An 18942-nucleotide genomic window follows, 5' to 3' on the forward strand; every position below is an offset into this window, starting at 1 on the left:
GACGCCCCCCGCACGCGTCGATCGGCGGCGCAAGCTTGACCATAAGGATCGCGTGCTCCGATAATGCCCGCAATCCGAGGTGGGGGTTGGCGATGGGGTTTCGCCGGACGGTTGTGGTCCACGGTCGACTGGCCGTGGCGGACGAACGGCTGGCGGCGGCTCGCCGGGGCGAGCACGGCGTGCAGGTGCTGACCGTGGAGGCCCTGGCCGCGCGCCTCGCCGGCGGCTTCGCCCGCCCCATCGACGACGAGTCCCTCAGGGGGCGCTCAAGGAGGCCCTGGACGAGGTCGAGATCGGCGAGCTCGACCCGATCAAGTCGCTCCCGGGCATGGTCGACGCCGCGGCGGAGACGCTGCGGAAGGCCTGGGCTGCCGGGTTCGCCCTGGACGGCGCGGGCGCCGGCCGCGTCGCGTCCCTCGCCGTGCTGGAGGCGGCCGTCGTCGGGAAGCTGCCGTCAGGTATGATGCGCCCCACCGACCTCGCCGCCGCCGCGACGGCCCGCGCCGCCCACGCCGGGCGCGTGCTCGGGCCGACGACCTTCCAGGGTATGGCGGACCTCGCGCCCTGCTGGCGAGGGGTCGCCGCGGCCCTGGCCCGGCACGTGGCGGTTTGCTGGGCCTCGGGGCCGCGCCCGGTTCCCGAATGGGTGCCGGCGGCGGCCCTTCGCGTCGCCGACGGGCCCCGCTCGGCGCCCGCGGTCGAGGTCTGCACCGCGGCGACGCCACGCCACGAGGTGCTGGAGGCCTTCCGCTGGGCGAGGTGGCTGATGGCGACCGGCCGGGCCCGGCCGTCCGAGATCGCGGTGTCGTCCTGCAGGACGGAGGATTACGACGACGTCGTCCTCGCGCTCCGCGCGGAGGCGAACCTGGACGTGCGGTTCGTCCACGGGGTCCCTGCGACGGCGGTGCGCGAGGGGCAGGCGGCGGCGGCGCTCGCGGACATCCTGGTGAGGGGCGTCACGCAGGATGGCCTGCGCCGCCTCGCCGCGCTGCTGCGGCACGCCCCCGGGCCGTTCGCCGCCCTGCCGGAGGGATGGACGCGGATCCTGCCCCGCGAGGCCCCGCTTTCCGACCTCCCCGCCTGGGAGCGCCTGCTGGGCGGGGAGGGAGTGACCGGCCACTCGGAGGGTCCCGCGCTGGCCGCCGGGCTTCGCGCGATCCTGGCGCTCCTGGCCGCCGGGACCGCGGGGGCCGCCCGGGCGGGGAGGCCCTGCTATCCGGGCTCGCGCTCCGGATCTGGCGGAAGGCCTTGCTGGAGGGGGCGCCCGCCGTGGTCGACCTGACGCTGTCACGGCAGCGCATCGACGACGACGCCGACGCCGGCACGTCGGTGGTCTGGGTGCCGGCGTCCTCCCTGGCGAGCGCCCCGCGGCGGTTCGTCCGGCTCCTCGGGCTGAGCTCGCGCGGCTGGCCGCAGGTGGCCACGGAGGACCGGCTGCTGTCGGACCATCTGGTCCCCTCGCACGTCCTGGATCCGCAGCCGCGCTCGGCCGTCGACCGGGGCGACTTCGACGCGATCCTCGCCACGAGCGCGGACGCCGTGGTGCTGTCGCGGGCCCGCCGCGGCGCCGACGGCCGGCTCCTCGGCCGCAGCCCTCTTCTGCGCGACCACCCCGACGGCGCGCACCTCGGGAGGAACCGCGTCCCCGAGCATGCCGCCGGCGAGGTCGACCGGCTCACGGCGCGGCCGGAGGAGTTCGCGTCCACGGCCCAGGCCCGGTCCGCCGCTTCCTGCTGGGCGTCGTGGGCCTCCCACTCCCCGACGCCGCACGACGGCCTGGTCCGGCCCGACCACCCCGTCATCCTGTCGGTGCTGGGCCGGGTGCACTCCGCCAACTCCCTGCGCAAGCTGCTGCGCGACCCCCTCGGTTTCGTGTGGCGCTACGGCCTCGGCCTCCAGGCCGCCGATTCCAGCCAGGAGACGCTGACGCTGGACGATCGCGCGTTCGGCAACCTCATGCACGAGGTGCTGGAGCTGGCGGTCATCGCCCTTGAGGCGGGGGACGGGGCCGCGTCGTCCGAGGCCGCGCGGCGGGCGGCACTGGAGGGCGCGGTCCGGGCCGTGGCCGACGCGTGGGAGCGCGGGCGGGCGATCCCGCCCGCGGTGGTCTGGCGCCGGGTCCTCGACGACGTGTCGGTCGCGTCGTGGAGCGCGCTCACGCACCCCGACGACGCCTACGAGGGGCAGTCCAGCTGGGTCGAGGTGCCGTTCGGCGGCCGGGGCCCCAAGCGGGCCGGGGGCGCCGTCCCGTGGGATCCGGACCTGCCCGTGGAGATCCCGGGGACGGGCTTCCGCATCTCCGGCTACATCGACCGCCTCGACCTCTCGGGGGACCGCGCCTCGGCCCGCGTCCGCGACTACAAGACCGGCAAGCCCCGCGGGTCCGACGACGTGCTGGCCGGAGGCCGGGAGCTGCAGCGCTGCATCTACGGCTACGCCGCCCGGGTCCTGCTCGGCGGCGACGTGGCCATAGACGCCTCGCTTCACTACCCGCGCGAGCGGACCTGCATCGCCCTCGAACGCCCCGACGCGGCGCTGGCCGACCTGGCCCGGCACCTCGCGGCGGCCGGGCGAAGCCTCGGGGCGGGCAACGCCTTGCCCGGACCCGACACCGAGGCCGGGTGGAACGACCTCGCCTTCGCGCTGCCGGCCAACGCCGGCGAGGTGTACTGCCCGCGCAAGCGGGCGTCGGCGACGGCGGCGCTCGGCGACGCCGCCCTGGTGTGGGAAGCGCCCTGATGACCGTGCACGACAGGGCCTTGGCGGACGCGGGGCAGCGCGCCCTGGCCATCGCGCGGCACGACCGCTCCATGCTCGCCGAGGCCGGCGCCGGCTCCGGGAAGACGGCGGTCCTCTCCGGCCGGATCGCCATGATGCTGGCGTCCGGCGTCCCGCCGCGCGAGATCGCGGCGGTGACGTTCACGGAGCTCGCCGCGAGCGAGCTGCTGGAGCGGATCGGCGACGTCGTCCACCGCCTCCTCGCCGGGGAGGTCCCCGAGGAGTTGCGCTGCGTCCTGCCGCATGGCCTGACGCGGGAGCAGGAGGGGAGCCCGGCCGCCGCGCAGGGCCGGATCGACGAACTGGTGTGCACGACCATCCACGGGTTCTGCCAGCGGCTCGTGAAGCCGTACCCGGTCGAGGCCGACATGGACCCCGGGGCGCGCGTCGCCGACGACGCCGAGGCCGACGGCCTGTTCCGCGACATCCTGGACGGCTGGCTGCGCGAGACGCTCGCGGGCGGCCGATGCCTCGTGGCGGAGATGTTCCTCGCGGATCCCGTCGCCGCCGAGAAGGCGGTAGAGCGCGTCGCCGGCTGCCTGCGCGCGGGCCGCGCCGTGGGCCCGCCGCCCCCGGTGCCGTCGTCCCGCCTCGCCGAAGGCTTCGCCGAAAGCGTCGCGGCCTACGCCGCCTTCGTCGCGGCGTCGCCCGCCGAGGCCGAGACCGCGGCCGCCGCCGCGGCCTTCGGCGCGATGGCGTCCCGGACGCCGGCGCACGGCCCGGTCGGGGACGCGGAGCTCCTGGGCGTCCTGACGGCGAAGCCCGACCCGGCGCTCTGCACGTCGAAGGGCGCGTTCGCGGCCTACAAGGGCGGGAAGGGCAAGTGGCAGGCCGCGGTCCGGAGCGCCGGGCTCCCGAAGGTCGAGGCGGACAGGCTCCATGCCGCGGCCAAGACGCTGCACGGGGATTGCTGCGCCGCGTGGGACGGCATGCGGGCGTCCGCGGCGAGCGAGCTCCTGGCCGTGCTCGTGCCCCGGGTCCGGACGGTCCTCGACCGCTACCGGGAGCGCAAGCGGGCCGGCGGCCTGCTCGACTTCGACGACCTCGCCGAGGCCGCGGTGCGCCTGCTCCGGGACCACGAGCCGGTCCGGCAGGCGCTGGGGCGGCGGCACCGGCACGTGCTGGTGGACGAGTTCCAGGACACCGACCCGCAGCAGGCGATGCTGTTCTGGCTGCTGTGCGGGGAACGGCCGGAGGGGGCGCCCGCCGACGACTGGACGGCGCGCGTGCTGCGGCCCGGCGCCCTGTTCCTCGTCGGCGACCCGAAGCAGGCGATCTACCGCTTCCGCGGCGCCGACGTCTCGACCTACGTCCGCGCCCGCGAGCGGATCCTGGCCCGCTCGCCCGACGACGTCGTGCCGATCTCCACGAACTTCCGGTCCTGCCGGTCGATCCTCGCGTTCGTCCGACCGGTGCTTCCAGGACATCCTGGCCGGACCCGGCCAGCCCGGGTTCGCCCCCTCGCGGCGTTCCACGAGGACCACGACCGCGGCCCCTGCGTCGCCGCCCTCGACGTGCCCGGCCCGGCGGACGGGACCAAGCGCAAGGCGGGCGCCCTGCGGGACGCCGAGGCGGAGGCGGTCGCCGAACTCTGCGCCCGCCTGATCGGGACGCAGCTGGTCACGTGCAAGACCCACGGCACGCGGCCCCTCCGGCCCGGCGACATCGCCCTGCTGGCGCCGAGCGGGAGCGACCTGTGGCGCTACGAGGAGGCGCTGGAGGCCCGGGGCGTCCCCGTGTCGACGCAGGCCGGCAAGGGCTTCTTCCGTCGCCAGGAGGTCCAGGACCTCATCGCCCTGACCCGCGTCCTCGCCGACCCGCGCGACACCCTGGCGCTCGGCGCGTTCCTGCGCGGGCCGACCGTAGGCCTGACCGACGAGGAACTGCTGGACCTGGTCCACGGCCTGCCGCGCGACCCGGACCGGCCGGACGCCGTGCCGCCCCTGCGCCTCGGGATCGACGTGGCCGCCGTCGCGCACCCGGTCGCGCGCCCCGTCCTCGAACGCCTCCAGGCGTTGGCGCGGCAGGCGCTGGGGACCACGCCGTACGACATCCTCAGCCGGGCGGTCGACGCCGTCATGCTGAGGCCGGTCCTGGGCCGGCGTCACGACGGCCACGCCGAGCGCGCCCTGGCCAACGTCGACCTGTACCTTGAGATGTCCCGCCCGTACGCCGTGCGCGGACTGCGCGCGTTCGCCCGCGCGATGCAGGCCGCCTGGGACGGCCGGACCCGCGCGGTCGAGGGGCGTCCGGACGCCCAGGCCGAGGCCGTCTCCCTGTTCACCATGCACGCGTCGAAGGGCCTCGAATGGCCCGTGGTCATCCCGATCAACACCTCGACGCTCACGATCCCGGCGAGCGGCGCCTTGGTCGACCGCGCCTCGAACTGCCTCTACTGCCCGGTCTTCGGGGTGCGGCCGGCCGGCTACGACGCCGTCCTGGCCGCCGAGGACCGCGAGGTCGGGAACGAGCGCGTGCGGCTCTGGTACGTGGCCGCGACCCGCGCGCGCGAGACCCTGGTGATCCCGCGGTTCCCCGACCCGGCCCACGACGACGCCTGGGCCTCGGTCGTCGGCCTGGGGCTGGACCGGCTGGCCGCCATCGACATGGACCGGCTTCCGGTCCCGGGCGCGAGGACCGGTCCCGCGGGTCGCAACGCCCAGACGCGCGAGAGTTTCGCGGAGGAGGCCGCGCGGGTGGCAGGCCACCGCCGGTTGAGATGGGTCGTGCCGAGCCGCCACGAGGGCGACGAGGCCGCGCCCGGCGGGGCCCTCGACATCGAGGCGCCCGACATCGAGGCGCCCGTCGCGCCGCCCGGCCTCGCGGCGGCCGTCCGCGGGAGCCGCGATCGCGGGCTGATCCTGCACAAGCTCATCGAGGAGCTGCTGACCGGCGAGACCGACGAGGGCGGCGATCTCGCGCTCCGCGCTTCCCAGCTCGCGATGCAGCTCGCCGTCCGGGACGTGGACCCCGACGAGGTGGCGGCCTGCGCGGCCCGGGCCTTGGCCGTGCCCGCCATCGCGGCCCTGCGCGCACGCCTCGTGCCGGAGCTGCCGGTGTACGCCTTGGAGGAACGCGACGGCGAGGACCACGCGACGGCCGGCATCGTCGACGCGATGGCCTACGACGAGTCCGGGCGGCCGGAGGTCGTCGTGGACTGGAAGAGCGACGTCGCGCCGACGGAGTCCGCGGTCGAGGGGTACCGGGGCCAAGTCCGGCGCTACATGGCCGCGACGGGCGCCGGCATCGGCCTGATCGTGTTTGCCACGGACGGGCGGGTCGTTTCGGTAGCTCCCCCGGCGGGGCCCTGGCCGGGGCCGTACGTGAGGCGTGCCGCACCGAGGCTCCGCCGTCACTCGCCGGCGGCGCATGATCCTCCCCGTCGCCTGACGTCGGGAGCCGGCAGCGGAGCCGGCCCGGCCTGCGCGGCCGGCCGAAGATCCGGGCGGCCAAGGCGGACACGGCGTCCCTCACCGCGACCCCGGCCGGCGCGGAGGACCCGGATCGCCATGGCCCGCTACGGCGTCACCTCGTCGACGACCTCGACCCCGACGGGGGCGACGCCCTTGGCCGCCGGGCGCCGGGTGCCAGCCTCCAGGCTCCGGCGCGCCAACCGTCCGCCCCGCGGAACAGGATCATCATGGCCGGGTCGGGACAACCCAAGGGGGTGAAGCCAGCCAGCTTCGCCAGGGTCGCGACGTCCAACCGGCTCAACGCGGCGTCCGTGGCGTCCGGATGGGAATGCCAGTCCGCCAGGAACGCCACGTCGCCGCCACGGTCCGCGAGATCGCGGATCCGGCGATTCTGCCAGTCGTGGTCGACTTCGAGCCAGGTCCGGGCCCGGCGCGCGCCGGGCCCGGACCCGATGACGTGGCGTACGAACCGGTCGCCGCGGCCGTCCCGCGATCCGAGCAGGATCCCGCCCTCCTCGTGCGGCAGGGCCGCGTCGGCCGCCGCGACGCAAAGTTCGAGAAGGCGTCGGGGGATGGCGAGACGGGTCAACCGCAGGCGCAGGCCGGATGGCGTTCGAATGGATCGAAGCGCCAGGCGGGCCTCCGGTCCTCGCCGACGAAGTTCAATGTCTCGACGAACGACGTCGCCGGCGCCGCGCGGAGGGTTCGGACCGCGACGCGCACCGCGTGCATCGACAGCTCGCCCAGGTCGTGCGAGGCTCCGGAGAAGGTCGCGTCGGCGCAACCGGGCAACCGAACCGCGTGCGCGTCCCCCCGCTCGCCGGACGGCCGCGCGATGGCGCCGGACCCGTATTGGTGGAGCAGGCAGTTCGGGCAGCCACCCCCGGGCGCGAAACATGCCACGACGCCGCCGGTGAACGCCGCCGTGCCGTAGGCGGAAATCAGCGGCGCACCCATGCTCCCGGCATGTCGGGCGAGGAGCCGCTCGACCTCGAACGAGGTGCTGCAGTCGGCGACGAGATCGGCCTGGTTGAGGGCGGCGACGAACTCGCCCCCCTCCCCCTCGGCCGTCCGGAAGTCGAGGTTGCCGATCGGCATTCGGGCGACCGCCGTCCGCGTGGCCGCATGGTTGGCCGCGATGAAGTCGGCGAGGGCGTCGACCTTGAAGCGTCCCCATGCCGACTCGCCGAGCGGCCAGCGCACGGCATTGCCCGGCGTGACGATGTCCAAGTCGGCCATCGCGATCGAACGCGCCCCGTTGCGCGCTAGGTCGAGGGCGACCGGGGCGCCGACGGCGCCGAGGCCGACGATCGCGATCCGCTTCCCCGCGATGACGCCTGCGGACGGGGAGCGTGAGCGGCGGTCGTCCAACCCCGCCCGCAACGTCCGGGCCGTGCCGGAATGGATCTGGTCCGCGCGGCCGTGCTCGAACGCCCGCCGGCTGCCCGTGCGGACCAGGAGGATCCAGGACAGGCCGCGCTCGCCGTGCGTGATCTCGGTCCTGCACGCCACGGCCGCGATGCGGGCGCGCAGACTGTCGGCGAGCGGGATCAGCCCTGTCGTGCCGGTGCCGGGCGACACGGCGCCGAACACGCGTTCGTATTCGTCCGGCTGGGGTTCCTCGTCGAGCAGTCGCCACGGGACACGGATCGAACGCGCTGCGGAGAACTCCAGGGGAAGCGGACCGGCGTTCCGGGCGATCTCGCCGCCGCCGCCGTCCAGGACCCCTTCCACGAACGCTCGCAGCGCGGGGGCGGCCGGGCACCACCCCGACCCGCAAGGCCAACGTGCCGCAGGTATGGGTGCCCAATTCCCATCCCGACTCGATCACGAAGGCCGAGCCCGGCACGGCGAGCGCCGCCCACCAATCCTCCATGGGCTCGGCCACCGGCTCGCCGTCGGGGGTGCCGTCCAGGATCATCGGCAGCCGATCCTCGATGTAGGATGCGACCGACGTCTCCGGCTGCCGGCATGCCGGTCGTGCGCCAGGAAACAGAGGTTGCCGTTCACCGGGTTGCAGTGGTTGCGCGGGCGATCCTCGACCCGCAGCATCCGGATCTCGGGTCGCGTCAGGGGAAAGCCGGGCGGGTAGATGATCGCCAGCGGAAGCGTGCGGCCCCGATGGTCCCACTCGTATCGGACGACCAGGAATCCGGGCGGCGCGGTCTCGCGGCCGGCGCCGGTCACGCGCCCCCGCTCGCGCAGCCGGGCGAGCTCCCAGGTGAAACGGTCCGGCCAGGCCGCCCCGCACGGCGTGTCGCCGCCGACGGGGCCGCCCGACCGGGCCATGGGAGCCGGCACGCTCATCCGACGCGACGCGGGGGGACCACCGGCGGGTTCCCGGGGCCGGGCGCGGGGGGAGCGGCCGGCGGCACGGGCTGACCGCCATGGGCGGGCGGGCAATCGCCGCCGTTCAGGGCATCGCGAATGTCGCGGTCGTCCTCGGCGATCCGCCGCTCGTCGGCGGCGATCGCCGCGTGCGCCTTCGTGGCGGCGTCCTCCTGGATGACGCGACGGCGCGCGAGCTCGGCCATCTCGGCGTCGATCCGCGCCGTCTCCGAACGGGCGTCCAACTCGATCGCGCGCTGCCGCTCGATGTCGGTCGCCGCCTCGACGATGTCCGCCGCATCGTGCTGGATCCGATCCTGCTTGTTTCCGTCCTGCATCGCCGCTCCTTTCGCCTCGCCGCCTGTGTCACCTATGTCCGGATGACGCCGCCTCGCGCCGGTCGCCGGCATCCTTCCGTCGGTCGCCGCGCGAGAATCGGCGACCCGTCTAGTCCATAGATGGGTATTGTTGCTATACCCGTCAAGTGAGCGGAGGGGTAGACATGGCCGAGCCGGAGCGGCGCGTCTGGGCGAGGAACGTCCGATACGAGTTCATGGAATGGAAGCTGTTCTGGGAAGGGCAGCTCAACCGCAGCGACCTGGAGGCGGCCTTCGACATCTCGACGCCGCAGGCCTCGGTCGACCTCAAGAATTACCGCGGCCTGGCGGAGGGCAACGTCGAGTACGACTCCACGGCGAAGTCGTTCGTGCCCGGCGCCGCGATCCGGCCCCGGTTCCTCGTGCCGTCGGCGGACAGGCTCCTGCTGCAGCTCCGGGCGCTGATGTCCGGGGCCCTCCCCCGGGACGTCGTGTGGTTCAAGACCTTGCCGGCGATCGACATGGCGCCGGACGTCGCGAGGCACGTGGATCCGGAGTGCCTCCGGCTGATCCTCGGCGCGATGCGGTCGCGCAGCGCCCTGCGGATCCGCTACCAGTCGCTGACGAACTCGCGTTGGCGGGTCATCGCGCCGCACGCGCTCGCCTTCGACGGTGCGCGGTGGCACGTGCGCGCCTGGGCTTGCGACCACAAGGATTTCCGGGACTTCGTCCTGAGCCGGATCGACGAGTTCGGGGGGGCGGAGGCCGCCAGCTACGAGCCCGCCGACGACGTCGAGTGGCACACGACGATCACCTTGAGGGTGCTGCCGCATCCCGGGCTGACGGACGACCAGCGCCGGGCGATCGAGCGCGACTACGGGATGGTCGACGGCGCCAGGGAGGTGGAGGTGCGTCTGTCGATGGCCTTCTACTTCATCAAGCGCCACAACCTGGACCTGATCGACCTGCCGCCGGAGCGGGTCCAGTTGCGCCTGGAAAACCTCGCCGAGGTCGGCCTGCGGGTCGCCGCGGCGAAGGAGGAGACCCGCAGGCGGGTCATCCCGTCCGGCGGCGGCGGTCCCGCAGACGGTTTGAGCCATGCCGCGGACCCGTGGGATTCAAGCCCGGCATGAACCTTCCGAATGCATCATGCACTGGGACGCGTCGATTCCGTGGATCCTGCCAACGCCCCCGGCCCCGGAATATGCTTTCGCGCGCAGAGTTCCGCGCCACTATGCCAAGAGTTTCCTCACGCAAGATTTTTGACTTCAAGCCCTTCCGAGGGTTCGTGATATCGAGCGGGGCGTAGGCTTCGGCTCGACAAAGCGCCATGGTGGCTCGCGCCCGGCTGATCTCGCTGGCGCTGCTGGCCTACTTGCTCACGCCTGTGGAAGGCGAGGCCGCCGGCCGCGCCGACGCGGCCTACGGCGGCTTCTGCATCGTTGCGGCCATCTTCCGGCTCCGCGTCTTCGAGGGCCATCGCCGAGACCGGTGTGACGTAACCCGCGGCTTGGTGTGCCTGCCCGGCGGTACCCTCAACCTGTTCGCTCCGCGCGGTTCGTAGGCCGCCGGGCTGCCGGCCCACAGCGCCGCGGCTGGCGCGACCATGGACAGTCCCCGCCGATGATGCCGGCGCCTGGTCAGCGAGGCGCCCTGGTCGCATGGGGGCCATGGATGGCAGCTCCGGGTGGGCCGCCGGTCAGATTCGTGCGCGCAGAAGCTGCAGAGCGTTGCCCGTCACCGGAACGGTCGCCCCGGTGTCGGCCAGGATCGCCGGCAACAGGCCGGTTATGCCGACGATGGTCGTCACCAGGAAAACCAGCTTCAGGCCGATGGCGATATCCGCCCGGATGTTGCCGAGCGTCTAACGGGCGAGCGCGACCATGCGGGCCACGTCCGCGGCCCGTCCGTGCAGGATCGCGGCATCGGTGGTCTCCTACGCGACGTCCGTGCCGCCACCCATGCGATCCCGACATCGGCGGCCGCCAGCGCCGGGGCGTCGTTGATGTCATCGCCGACCTTCGCCACGACGGCGCCCGCGCCCTGGAGCTCGCGCACGATGCGCAGCTCGTCCTCCGGCAGGAGCTCGGCCCGGGCCCCGATGCCGAGCGCGCTGGCGACGGCCTGGGCCGTGCGGGCATTATCGCCGGTCAGCATGATGGCGCCTGCGCACGCGGCCGCGACGCTGTCAGCTGCATCGACGGCATGAACCTGAAAGATGCTCTTGGCCAGATGGATGCCGACAGTGGTGATCTCCATGGGGATGGCTCCTGCACCTGCGTGGCTGCGGATTCGGTAGCAACCACATCTTGGCACCGACATGCCGTCAGTCGGAGCGGGAGCCATCCACTCCATCTGCTTCCGGGAGGCTGCCGGCTTCATCTGACTTCCGGCACTCGCCGCAAAGCCGAACGACAGGTTTCGCGCGCCCGGCGATCCGCTATGGCGTAGTCTCGCCAAAAGCCGTCGGTCTGCTTCGGAGAGGCCACGCCGGACAAGCGGACCAACCTCTATCGACCCAACACGGTGGTGCGGGTGTCCACCGGAGCATCCCAAAAGCAGCCATCCGCGGGCCACATGGCAACTCCGACGTGGATCAGAGAGCCATCGTAAAGCGCTGAACCGAACGCCGCAGTGACGTTGCGATGGCCCTTCGCTATCAGCGCGCTCAAAGGACGACATTATTCGCCGGGGGGCGGGCGTAGTTTTAAATGAACAACGATCTGCATGGCCTCTCGCGCGAGGAACTTGAGGCAGAGGTCCTGCGCCTTCGGGCGGAGCGAGGCGAGCGGACCGCTCACGGCGCAGAAGCGTTCAGCCGGCGTGACCACTCTCCTGTATCTGATGCCGACGTGCTGTTCTCCGCCGTCGACAAGACCGGCCTGCCGATGATCCTCACGGATCCCAACCAGGACGACGACCCCATCGTCTTCACCAACCGCGCCTTCCTCGACCTCACGGATTACGGGATCGACGAGGTCGTCGGTCGCAACTGCCGGTTCCTCCAGGGTCCGGCCACCGAGCCCAACCACGTCGACGAGATCCGCGCGGCGTTGCGCGACAACCGCGACCTCACCATCGAGATCACCAACCATCGCCGGGACGGCACGCCCTTCGTCAACGCCCTGTTCATCGGACCCGTCTTCGACGGCGAGGGCCGCCTGCGCTACCGCTTCGGCAGCCAGATCGACGTCACCGAGGCGCACCGCAACCGGCGCCGTCTCGCCGAGAGCGAGGCGCGCCAGCGCGCGATCTTCGACAGTGCGAGCGAGATGGCCATCGTCGTCACGGATGCCGCGGGCAAGGTGACCGACTGGAACGTCGGGGCGGAACGCATCCTGGGCTGGAATGCCGAAGAGATGCGCGGGCAGACCATCGAGCGGATCTTCACGCCCGAGGATAGGGCGACGGGTCGAGCCCGGGAAGAGATGGCTCTCGTCCTCGACGAGGGGCATGCCGAGGACATGCGCTGGCATCTGCGCAAGGACGGCGGCCGGTTCTACGCGGTCGGCGACATGACCTCGCTGCGGGGGCTCGACGGGACGCACCAGGGTTTCGTCAAGGCGTTCAGCGACCGCACGCAGGAGCGCAACGCCGCCACGAAGGAACAGGCCGACGCCGAGTTCATGCGCAGCGTCCTGGCGTCGTCCGCCGACTGCATCAAGGTGCTCGACCTCGACGGCGGCCTGACCTTCATGAGCGAGGGCGGCCGGAAGGTGATGGAGGTCAGCGACTTCAATCACATCAAGGGCTGCCCATGGCCGAGCTTCTGGCAGGGCCGGGGGAACGCCGATGCGCTCGCGGCGCTGGCAGCGGCCCGGGACGGGCGGATCGGTCACTTCCAGGGGCGCGCGGACACCTTCCTCGGTAACGCCAAGTGGTGGGACGTCCAGGTGACGCCGATCTTCGGCCCCGACGGGCGGCCGGAGCGGATCCTGTCCGTGTCGCGCGACATCACCGAGCGGCGGTCGTTCGAGGAGCGCCTCGCGACGAGCGAGGCCCATTGGCGCGGCCTGTTCGAGCGCCTGAGCGAAGGCTTCGTCGTCGGTGAGGTCGTGCGCGACACGACCGGGCGCATCACGGATTGGCGCTATGTCGACGTCAACTCCGCCTGGGGCCGTCTCGTCGGCATCGCCCCGGCCGACGTCGTCGGCCGCACGGTCCGCGAGGTGATCCCCGGCGTGGAGGACGCCTGGGTCGACGAGTTCGCCGACGTGGTCGAGACCGGGGAGCCCGTAACGTTCGTCCGGCAGGTCGGCACCCTGGCGCGGTGGTACGAGGGCCGGGCCTTCCCGCTCGGGAGCGGGCGCTTCGGCGTGATCTTCATGGAGGTGACGGAGCGAGTGCAGGCCGATGCCCGGCGCAGCGGCCTCCTGGAGTTCGGGGAGCGGCTGCGGAGCGCCATCGGCACCGACGCGATCGCGATGGCGGCCTCCGCCATCCTCGGGCGTGTGCTCGGAGTCGGTCGGGTGGGCTACGGCACCGTCGGCCCCGACGGCGAGGGCTTCGTGGTCGAGGAGGACTGGACCGCTCCCGACTTCCCGACGCTCGCCGGCCGCTACCGCATGGACGATTACGGCCTCTACGCCGAGGACCTCCGGCAGGGGCGGACGGTCGTCATCGGCGACGTGCGCGAGGACCCGCGAACCGCCGCTTCCGCCGCGACCTTGGAGGCGGTCTCCGCGCGAACGCTGGTCAACGTGCCCATCGCCGAGAAGGGCCGGACGGTGGCGGTGCTGTACGTGAACGACGACCGTCCGCGCTCCTGGGGGGAACCGGAGGTCGCGTTCATCCGCCAGATCGCAGAGCTGACCCGCCAGGCCGTCGAGCGGCGGCGCGCGGAAGAGCGGCAGGACCTGCTGAACCACGAACTCTCCCACCGCCTCAAGAACACGATGGCGATGGTCGTGAGCATCGCGCACCAGACGCTGCGCTCCGTGTCGGAGCGCGGACCGGTCGAGGCTTTCGAGAAGCGCATCCAGGCGCTGGCCTCGGCCCACGACCTGTTGCTGCGCAAGGACTGGACGGCCGCCGACCTGCGAAGCGTCTGCCGGGAGGTTCTGGGCACCGCGGCCGAGGCGCGCCGCTTCACGCTCGATGGCCCCGACGTGGCGCTCGGCCCCAGTGCCGCGCTGTCGGCGTCGCTGCTCCTCCATGAACTGGCGACCAACGCGGCCAAGTACGGCAGCTTGTCCGGCGAGGAGGGCGAGGTCAAGGTGCGGTGGTGGATCGACGGCGATGCGGGAGAGCCGGGGTTGGTGCTGCGGTGGCGCGAGCACGGCGGCCCTCCCGTGGTGGCCCCGACGCGGCGCGGCTTCGGATCGCGCCTGATCCGGACCGGCCTGGTGGGAACGGGCGAGGTCGACGTGACCTATCATACCGAGGGGCTCGTGGCGGCGATGCGTGCGCCGCTGGTCGAGGTGCAGCGTCTATGACAGCGAGACAGCCGGACGGAGCGAACCCGAAGCCGGTCGTGCTGGTGCTCCAGGACGAGCCGATCCTGGCGGGGATCATGAGGGACTTCGCCGAGGAGGCGGGATGCGAGGCCGTCGTTGTCCGCACCGCCGAGGCGGCGGTCCGCACCCTGGAGGGGCGGACGGACATCCGGGTCGTGTTCGCGGACCTCGACGTTCGCGGCTCGACCACGGGGCTGAAGCTGGTGGCGATGATCCGCGACCGGTGGCCGCCCATCGAGCTGGTCCTGACGGGCGCCCTGGCACCGGACCTCGACGCCATCCCGGCGCGGGGCGTGTTCTGCGACAAGCCCTTTCGGGAGAACAAGGTCATCTCCGCCATCCGTGGCTTCGCCGCCTGAGCGCGAAAGCTGCGCCCTCCCGGGGCGTCGCTTCACCCGGGCCTATCGCGGGCCGGTCTCCGACCGTCCCGGTACCGCCCGGAAGGCCTCGGCGACTTGCGCGGCCGAGTAGGGCTTGCGCACGAGGTCGAAGCCGTGCGTGCCCTCCCGGGCCATCACGTCGCTGTAGCCGGACGTGAGGATGATGGGCAGGTCCGGCAGCATCGCCCGGATGCGGTGGGCCATCGCGATGCCGCCCATCCCCGGCATCACCACGTCGGAGAACACCGCGTCGAACCGGTCCGGGTCGCGCTCGATCTCGGAGAGGGCCTCCTCGCCGTTCCTTGCCCAGACCGTGGAATGCCCGAGCTCCTCCAGGATCTGCGTGCAGGTCCGCCCGACATCGAGGTTGTCCTCGACGACGAGGATGCGCAGCGCCCGGCCATCGGACGCCGCCGTTTGCGTGTCCGGTGCCTCGGCGGCGGGGGCGTCGGCTTGGGGCAGGTACAGGGTGAAGGCCGTTTCGCGGCCAGGGACGCTGGCGACGTCGACGTCGCCGCCGGACTGCTTGGCGAAGCCGATGACCTGGCTGAGTCCGAGGCCGGTCCCCTTGCCGATGCCCTTGGTGGTGAAGAACGGCTCGAAGATGTGGGGGAGCGTCGCCGGGGGGATGCCCGTACCCTGGTCGATGACGGAGACCGCGACGAACGGCCCGCGCGTGCCGGCGTGCCCGCGGATCTCGGGCAGGCTCCGCCGGCATTCGAGCCGCAGCGTCAGCGTGCCCTCGCCGTCCATCGCGTCCCGGGCGTTGACCGCCATGTTAATCAGCGCCGTGTCGAACTGGGTCGGGTCGGCGAAGACGTGGCAGGTCGCCGTCGGGACCTCGACGACGACCCGGATGCGGGCCCCGGTGACCGATGACAGCATGTCGGCGGTCGAGGCGATGCGCGCGCCGACGTCGAACGTCTCGGGCATCAACGACTGACGGCGGGCGAAGGCGAGGAGCTGGCCCGTGAGCTTGGCGGCCCGGTCGACGGTGTCGGACACCGCGTCCATGTAGCGCCGCCGCCGCTCCTCCGGCAGGTCGGGCTTGCGCAGCAGGTCCATAGACGAGCGGATGATCGTCAGCAGGTTGTTGAAGTCGTGGGCGACGCCGCCGGTCAACTGCCCGACGGCCTCCATCTTCTGGGCTTGGCGCAGGGCTTCCTCTGCCTTGGCGAGCTGCTCCAGGTCGCGCAGCCGCTGGGTCACGTCGGTCGCGTACTGGAAGGCGCCGATGCGTCGGCCGTCCGCGTCGCGCAGCGGGGTGAAGGCGAGTTCGTAGTAGGGCCGCTTGCGGTCGGGGTCGCCGAACTCCTCGACCAGCGTGAAGGCATCGTCCGTCAGCGCCCGGGACCAGACGGCCCGCGCCTGGGCCTGCTGGTCGGGGGCGTGCGAGAGCAGGCCGATCAGGTCGTCGCCGACCTGGGGCCGGATGCCGTAGATGGCCTCGAACTCGTCGGCGTAGGCCCGGTTGAGGGCGAGCAGCCGGAACTCCGGGTCGAGGGCGCAGACGAGGGCGTCGGTGATCTCGAACACGTCCGCCCAGAGCTTGCGCTGGGCGAGCGCCTCCTCGATGCGACGCTCCAGGTGCGCGTTGAGCTCGCGCAGGTCGCGCTCGGCGAGCTTGCGGTCGTGGATGTCCTCGACGACGCCGTACCAGGAGACGATGGCACCGGTCCCGTCCCGGCGCGGCTGGGCGCGGGCGCGCATCCAGCGGTACTCGCCTGTCGAGCCCATGCGCAGGCGGTAATCGACGTCGACCGTGTCGCCCGAGGCGAGGCAGGCCGTGAAGACCGTGACCGTCGACGGGATGTCTTCGGGATGGACCGCCTTGATCCAGCCGGACCCGTAGGGCTCGCGCGGCCCCTGGCCGGTCAGGGTCAGCCACCGATTCGAGAACGAGGTGACGTTCCCTTCCGGGTCGCAGGTCCAGGGCACCTGCGGGTTCAGCTCGACCGTGTGCCGGTAGTGGTCCTCGCTCTCCCGGAGCGCCGCCTCGCCGACGACGCGGGCGGTCGTCTCCGCGGTGACGCAGAACAGGCCCGCGATCCGACCGTCCTCGCCGAAGGCGGGCGAGTAGGTGAAGGACCACCAACCCCGCTCCGGCCTGCCGTCGCGCGAGAGGTCGAGCGGCATGTCGGTGACGGTTGTGCCCTCGCCGGCCAGCGTCGTGGCGACGAGCGGGCCGATCTCGTCCCAGATGCTGGCCCAGACCTCCCGGAAAGGACGTCCCAGCGCCGTGTCCCCGCGGTAGCCAAGGATCGGCCGGTACGCGTCGTTGAAGAAGCACAGGAGATCGGGCCCCCAAGCGAGAAACATCGCCGTGGGGCACGCGAGCATCTGCGCCAGCGTGCCCTTGAGCGCCGGCGACCAGGTCCCGGGCAGTCCGAGCGAAGTGCTCGACCATTCGCGCTTACGGATCTCGGCGCCGGTGACACCGCCGGAGGGGAGGAACTGGAACGGGTCGATCACGCCGGGTCGGACCCCGCTATCGCGGCGCGGCGGGCATTCCGGCAAGGGCTCGTTCCTCGGCGGCGGAAGTCGCCGCCGGGAGCGGGCGAGCGGAAGATCGATAGGAGTGGCCACATGCGGCGGCTATCGCCCGTGATGGTGGGCCGGGCAATCGGACGGCCTGTCACGCCTTGCCACCAGCAGTTGGTGCAGGTTCGTCGCCTTCTTGACCCCTCCCGCCCTGGTTCGGATCGGGCGGAGGCAGGTGCGGCGGGGGCAACCGACCGGGGCTGGGAGGCGTCGGCAGGCCGATGTCCTCGGTCACCGGCGGGACTTCGCCGGATTCAATGTCGTTTCCCATCGCCTTGCCCTACGCTCGACAGCGAGGGACAACGCGGAAGTATCCGGAAGGTCGCTGGCCCAATCCTAAACCGAGAAGTCGAGACCGGAACGGCAAACGGCCAGACCGTTCGCACCGGAGAGGTCGTCCGTGCTGCCGCCGGCTGCACAACACCTCGCCGGTGCCGCAGCTTGCCTTCCATACGGACAAGGGCATGTGAAGCAGGTGCTTGCTCTGAGACCAGCCCCAGCCCACCGCACGACGCGTGGGACCTGACTCTACCAGCCGCTTCCCGTAGCCGGCCGCAGGATCGCCGAAAGGCAGTCCTAACCGGGCTGACGGCTCAGGTCGTCTCGGAGCTGCAGCGACTTCGTCCGGTACGAGACAGGCTTATCAGCGCCTCAAGCTCCCATGGTCATGACCGAGCCACCGTCGACCCGTAGGAACTCACCGGTGATGAAGCTGGCGTGTTCCGAACAGAGGAACGTGACTGCGGCGGCGACTTCCTCCGCGCGTCCGCGGCGCTTGGCGACGATGCCGGGGCGCTCCTCGTCCAGCGTCACCTGGACCGCCTCGCCGAAGGAGATGCCCTTCTCCCTCGCCTTCTTTTCCATCTGGGCGTCGGTCATCGGCGTGGCGATGAAGGCCGGCCCGACCGCGTTCACGAGTACGCCGTCAGGCCCGTAGGCCTTGGACAGTCCCTTAGCGAGGTTCAGGACGCCCGCTTTGGCCGCGGCATACGGCAGTTCCTCGACGTAGGGCTGCACGGCGTCCTCGGAGGAGAACAGCACGACCCGGCCCCAGCCGGCCTTGCGCATGTGTGGGATGAACGCCCTGGTCGCGCGCACTCCGGCCATGAGATCAGTTTGAATTGCCTCAAGCCAGTCGTCGTCGGTCAATTCGAGGAAGTCCCCCGACGCCCCGGTGATGCCTGCGGCGCAGACGAGGATGGTGGGCTTGTCGCCGAAGGCCATGTTGGCGAAGGCGGCGAGCACGTCGATCCCCTTGGCCGTGCTCAGGTCCGCCTCAACGGCGCGAACCTCGCCCAGCGCCGCCAGTTCGTTGGTCGTCGCCTGCAGCTCGGGACCTTCCTTGTCAGTCAGGACGACGTGGACGCCCTCGCGCAGAAGGTGTTCGGCGGTCGAGCGGCCCATGCCCGACTTGGCCCCCGTCACGACTGCGACCCGTCCGCTGATGCCGAGATCCATCTCTACGGTTCCGTTAATCCTTGGGAGGTCCACCCGGGGGCCCGGCAGGACCGGTAGTTGAGAAGTCCGCCTTTTGACGGGAGTTCCGTTCCCTTGATCCTCCCCGGGGGGAGCACAAGCTTGACGTTTGCGTGCGCCTGGACCGAACGACCACTTCAACTGGTGCAACGACCCCGCGTCGAACCGATGCACCCTGGACGATGCAGGCCTGCAAACCTGCAGGGCGGTGTCCGACTGGGGGAACCTCCTTTACGCTCCACTATTGCCGCCT

Annotated in this window: 13 protein-coding genes and 1 pseudogene; 7 read left to right on the plus strand and 7 right to left on the minus strand. The window is 72.1% G+C overall.

Annotation, left to right across the window (positions count from 1 at the left end; translation table 11 throughout):
• Positions 1–328: 328 nt before the first annotated feature.
• Genes M6G65_RS33765 through M6G65_RS17625 form a run of 3 tightly spaced genes read left to right on the plus strand, consistent with a single transcriptional unit; the run spans position 329 to position 6449 of the window.
• Positions 329–1282, plus strand: coding sequence for a hypothetical protein (locus M6G65_RS33765; RefSeq protein WP_347710451.1), 954 nt, complete (start codon positions 329–331; stop codon positions 1280–1282).
• Positions 1249–2739: a PD-(D/E)XK nuclease family protein gene (locus M6G65_RS33770; RefSeq protein ID WP_347710452.1), complete on the plus strand. Its 1491-nt coding sequence runs from the start codon at positions 1249–1251 to the stop codon at positions 2737–2739. The genes M6G65_RS33765 and M6G65_RS33770 overlap by 34 nt, the downstream gene beginning before the upstream one ends.
• Complete coding sequence (locus M6G65_RS17625) at positions 2739–6449, plus strand: UvrD-helicase domain-containing protein (RefSeq protein WP_250102638.1); 3711 nt, start codon at positions 2739–2741, stop codon at positions 6447–6449. The genes M6G65_RS33770 and M6G65_RS17625 overlap by 1 nt, the downstream gene beginning before the upstream one ends.
• Before the next feature lie 10 nt (positions 6450–6459).
• Here M6G65_RS17625 and M6G65_RS34025 read toward each other — a convergent pair.
• From M6G65_RS34025 to M6G65_RS17640, 4 genes and pseudogenes are all read right to left on the minus strand, one after another.
• Positions 6460–6780, minus strand: a pseudogene (locus M6G65_RS34025) (M67 family metallopeptidase); the annotation flags it as partial.
• Positions 6777–7925, minus strand: coding sequence for a ThiF family adenylyltransferase (locus M6G65_RS17630; RefSeq protein ID WP_250102639.1), 1149 nt, complete (start codon positions 7923–7925; stop codon positions 6777–6779). The gene M6G65_RS17630 and the pseudogene M6G65_RS34025, both read right to left, overlap by 4 nt.
• A gap of 183 nt (positions 7926–8108) precedes the next feature.
• Entirely contained in the window at positions 8109–8492 is a 384-nt protein-coding gene (locus M6G65_RS17635; protein ID WP_250102640.1) for a hypothetical protein, read from the minus strand.
• Positions 8493–8494: 2 nt separating this feature from the next.
• Entirely contained in the window at positions 8495–8929 is a 435-nt protein-coding gene (locus tag M6G65_RS17640) for a hypothetical protein (protein ID WP_127992122.1), read from the minus strand.
• A gap of 92 nt (positions 8930–9021) precedes the next feature.
• Here M6G65_RS17640 and M6G65_RS17645 point away from each other — a divergent pair, with 92 nt between their 5' ends.
• The gene (locus M6G65_RS17645) at positions 9022–9969 is read left to right on the plus strand and encodes a WYL domain-containing transcriptional regulator (RefSeq protein WP_071000268.1); all 948 of its coding nucleotides are present in this window, start codon (positions 9022–9024) and stop codon (positions 9967–9969) included.
• Between the two features lie 197 nt (positions 9970–10166).
• A complete protein-coding gene (locus M6G65_RS17650; protein WP_052516965.1) occupies positions 10167–10400 on the plus strand; it encodes a YnfA family protein in 234 nt (77 codons plus the stop codon).
• Positions 10401–10660: 260 nt separating this feature from the next.
• Here M6G65_RS17650 and M6G65_RS33505 read toward each other — a convergent pair whose 3' ends face one another.
• On the minus strand, positions 10661–11095 hold the full coding sequence (locus tag M6G65_RS33505; RefSeq protein ID WP_043074868.1) for an HAD-IC family P-type ATPase: 435 nt from the start codon (positions 11093–11095) through the stop codon (positions 10661–10663).
• A gap of 593 nt (positions 11096–11688) precedes the next feature.
• On the opposite strand from M6G65_RS33505, the gene M6G65_RS17660 reads away from it, so the two are divergent.
• The gene (locus M6G65_RS17660) at positions 11689–14271 is read left to right on the plus strand and encodes a PAS domain S-box protein (protein WP_250102641.1); all 2583 of its coding nucleotides are present in this window, start codon (positions 11689–11691) and stop codon (positions 14269–14271) included.
• Positions 14268–14651, plus strand: a complete 384-nt coding sequence (locus M6G65_RS17665) for a response regulator (RefSeq protein ID WP_250102642.1) — start codon at positions 14268–14270, stop codon at positions 14649–14651. The genes M6G65_RS17660 and M6G65_RS17665 overlap by 4 nt, the downstream gene beginning before the upstream one ends.
• A 42-nt stretch (positions 14652–14693) precedes the next feature.
• Here M6G65_RS17665 and M6G65_RS17670 read toward each other — a convergent pair whose 3' ends face one another.
• A complete protein-coding gene (locus M6G65_RS17670) occupies positions 14694–17144 on the minus strand; it encodes a PAS domain-containing protein (protein ID WP_250102643.1) in 2451 nt (816 codons plus the stop codon).
• 720 nt (positions 17145–17864) lie between these two features.
• Positions 17865–18671, minus strand: coding sequence for an SDR family NAD(P)-dependent oxidoreductase (locus tag M6G65_RS17675; protein ID WP_250102644.1), 807 nt, complete (start codon positions 18669–18671; stop codon positions 17865–17867).
• Positions 18672–18942 lie beyond the last annotated feature (271 nt).

It is taken from the genome of Methylobacterium tardum, assembly GCF_023546765.1.
GTDB lineage: Bacteria > Pseudomonadota > Alphaproteobacteria > Rhizobiales > Beijerinckiaceae > Methylobacterium > Methylobacterium tardum.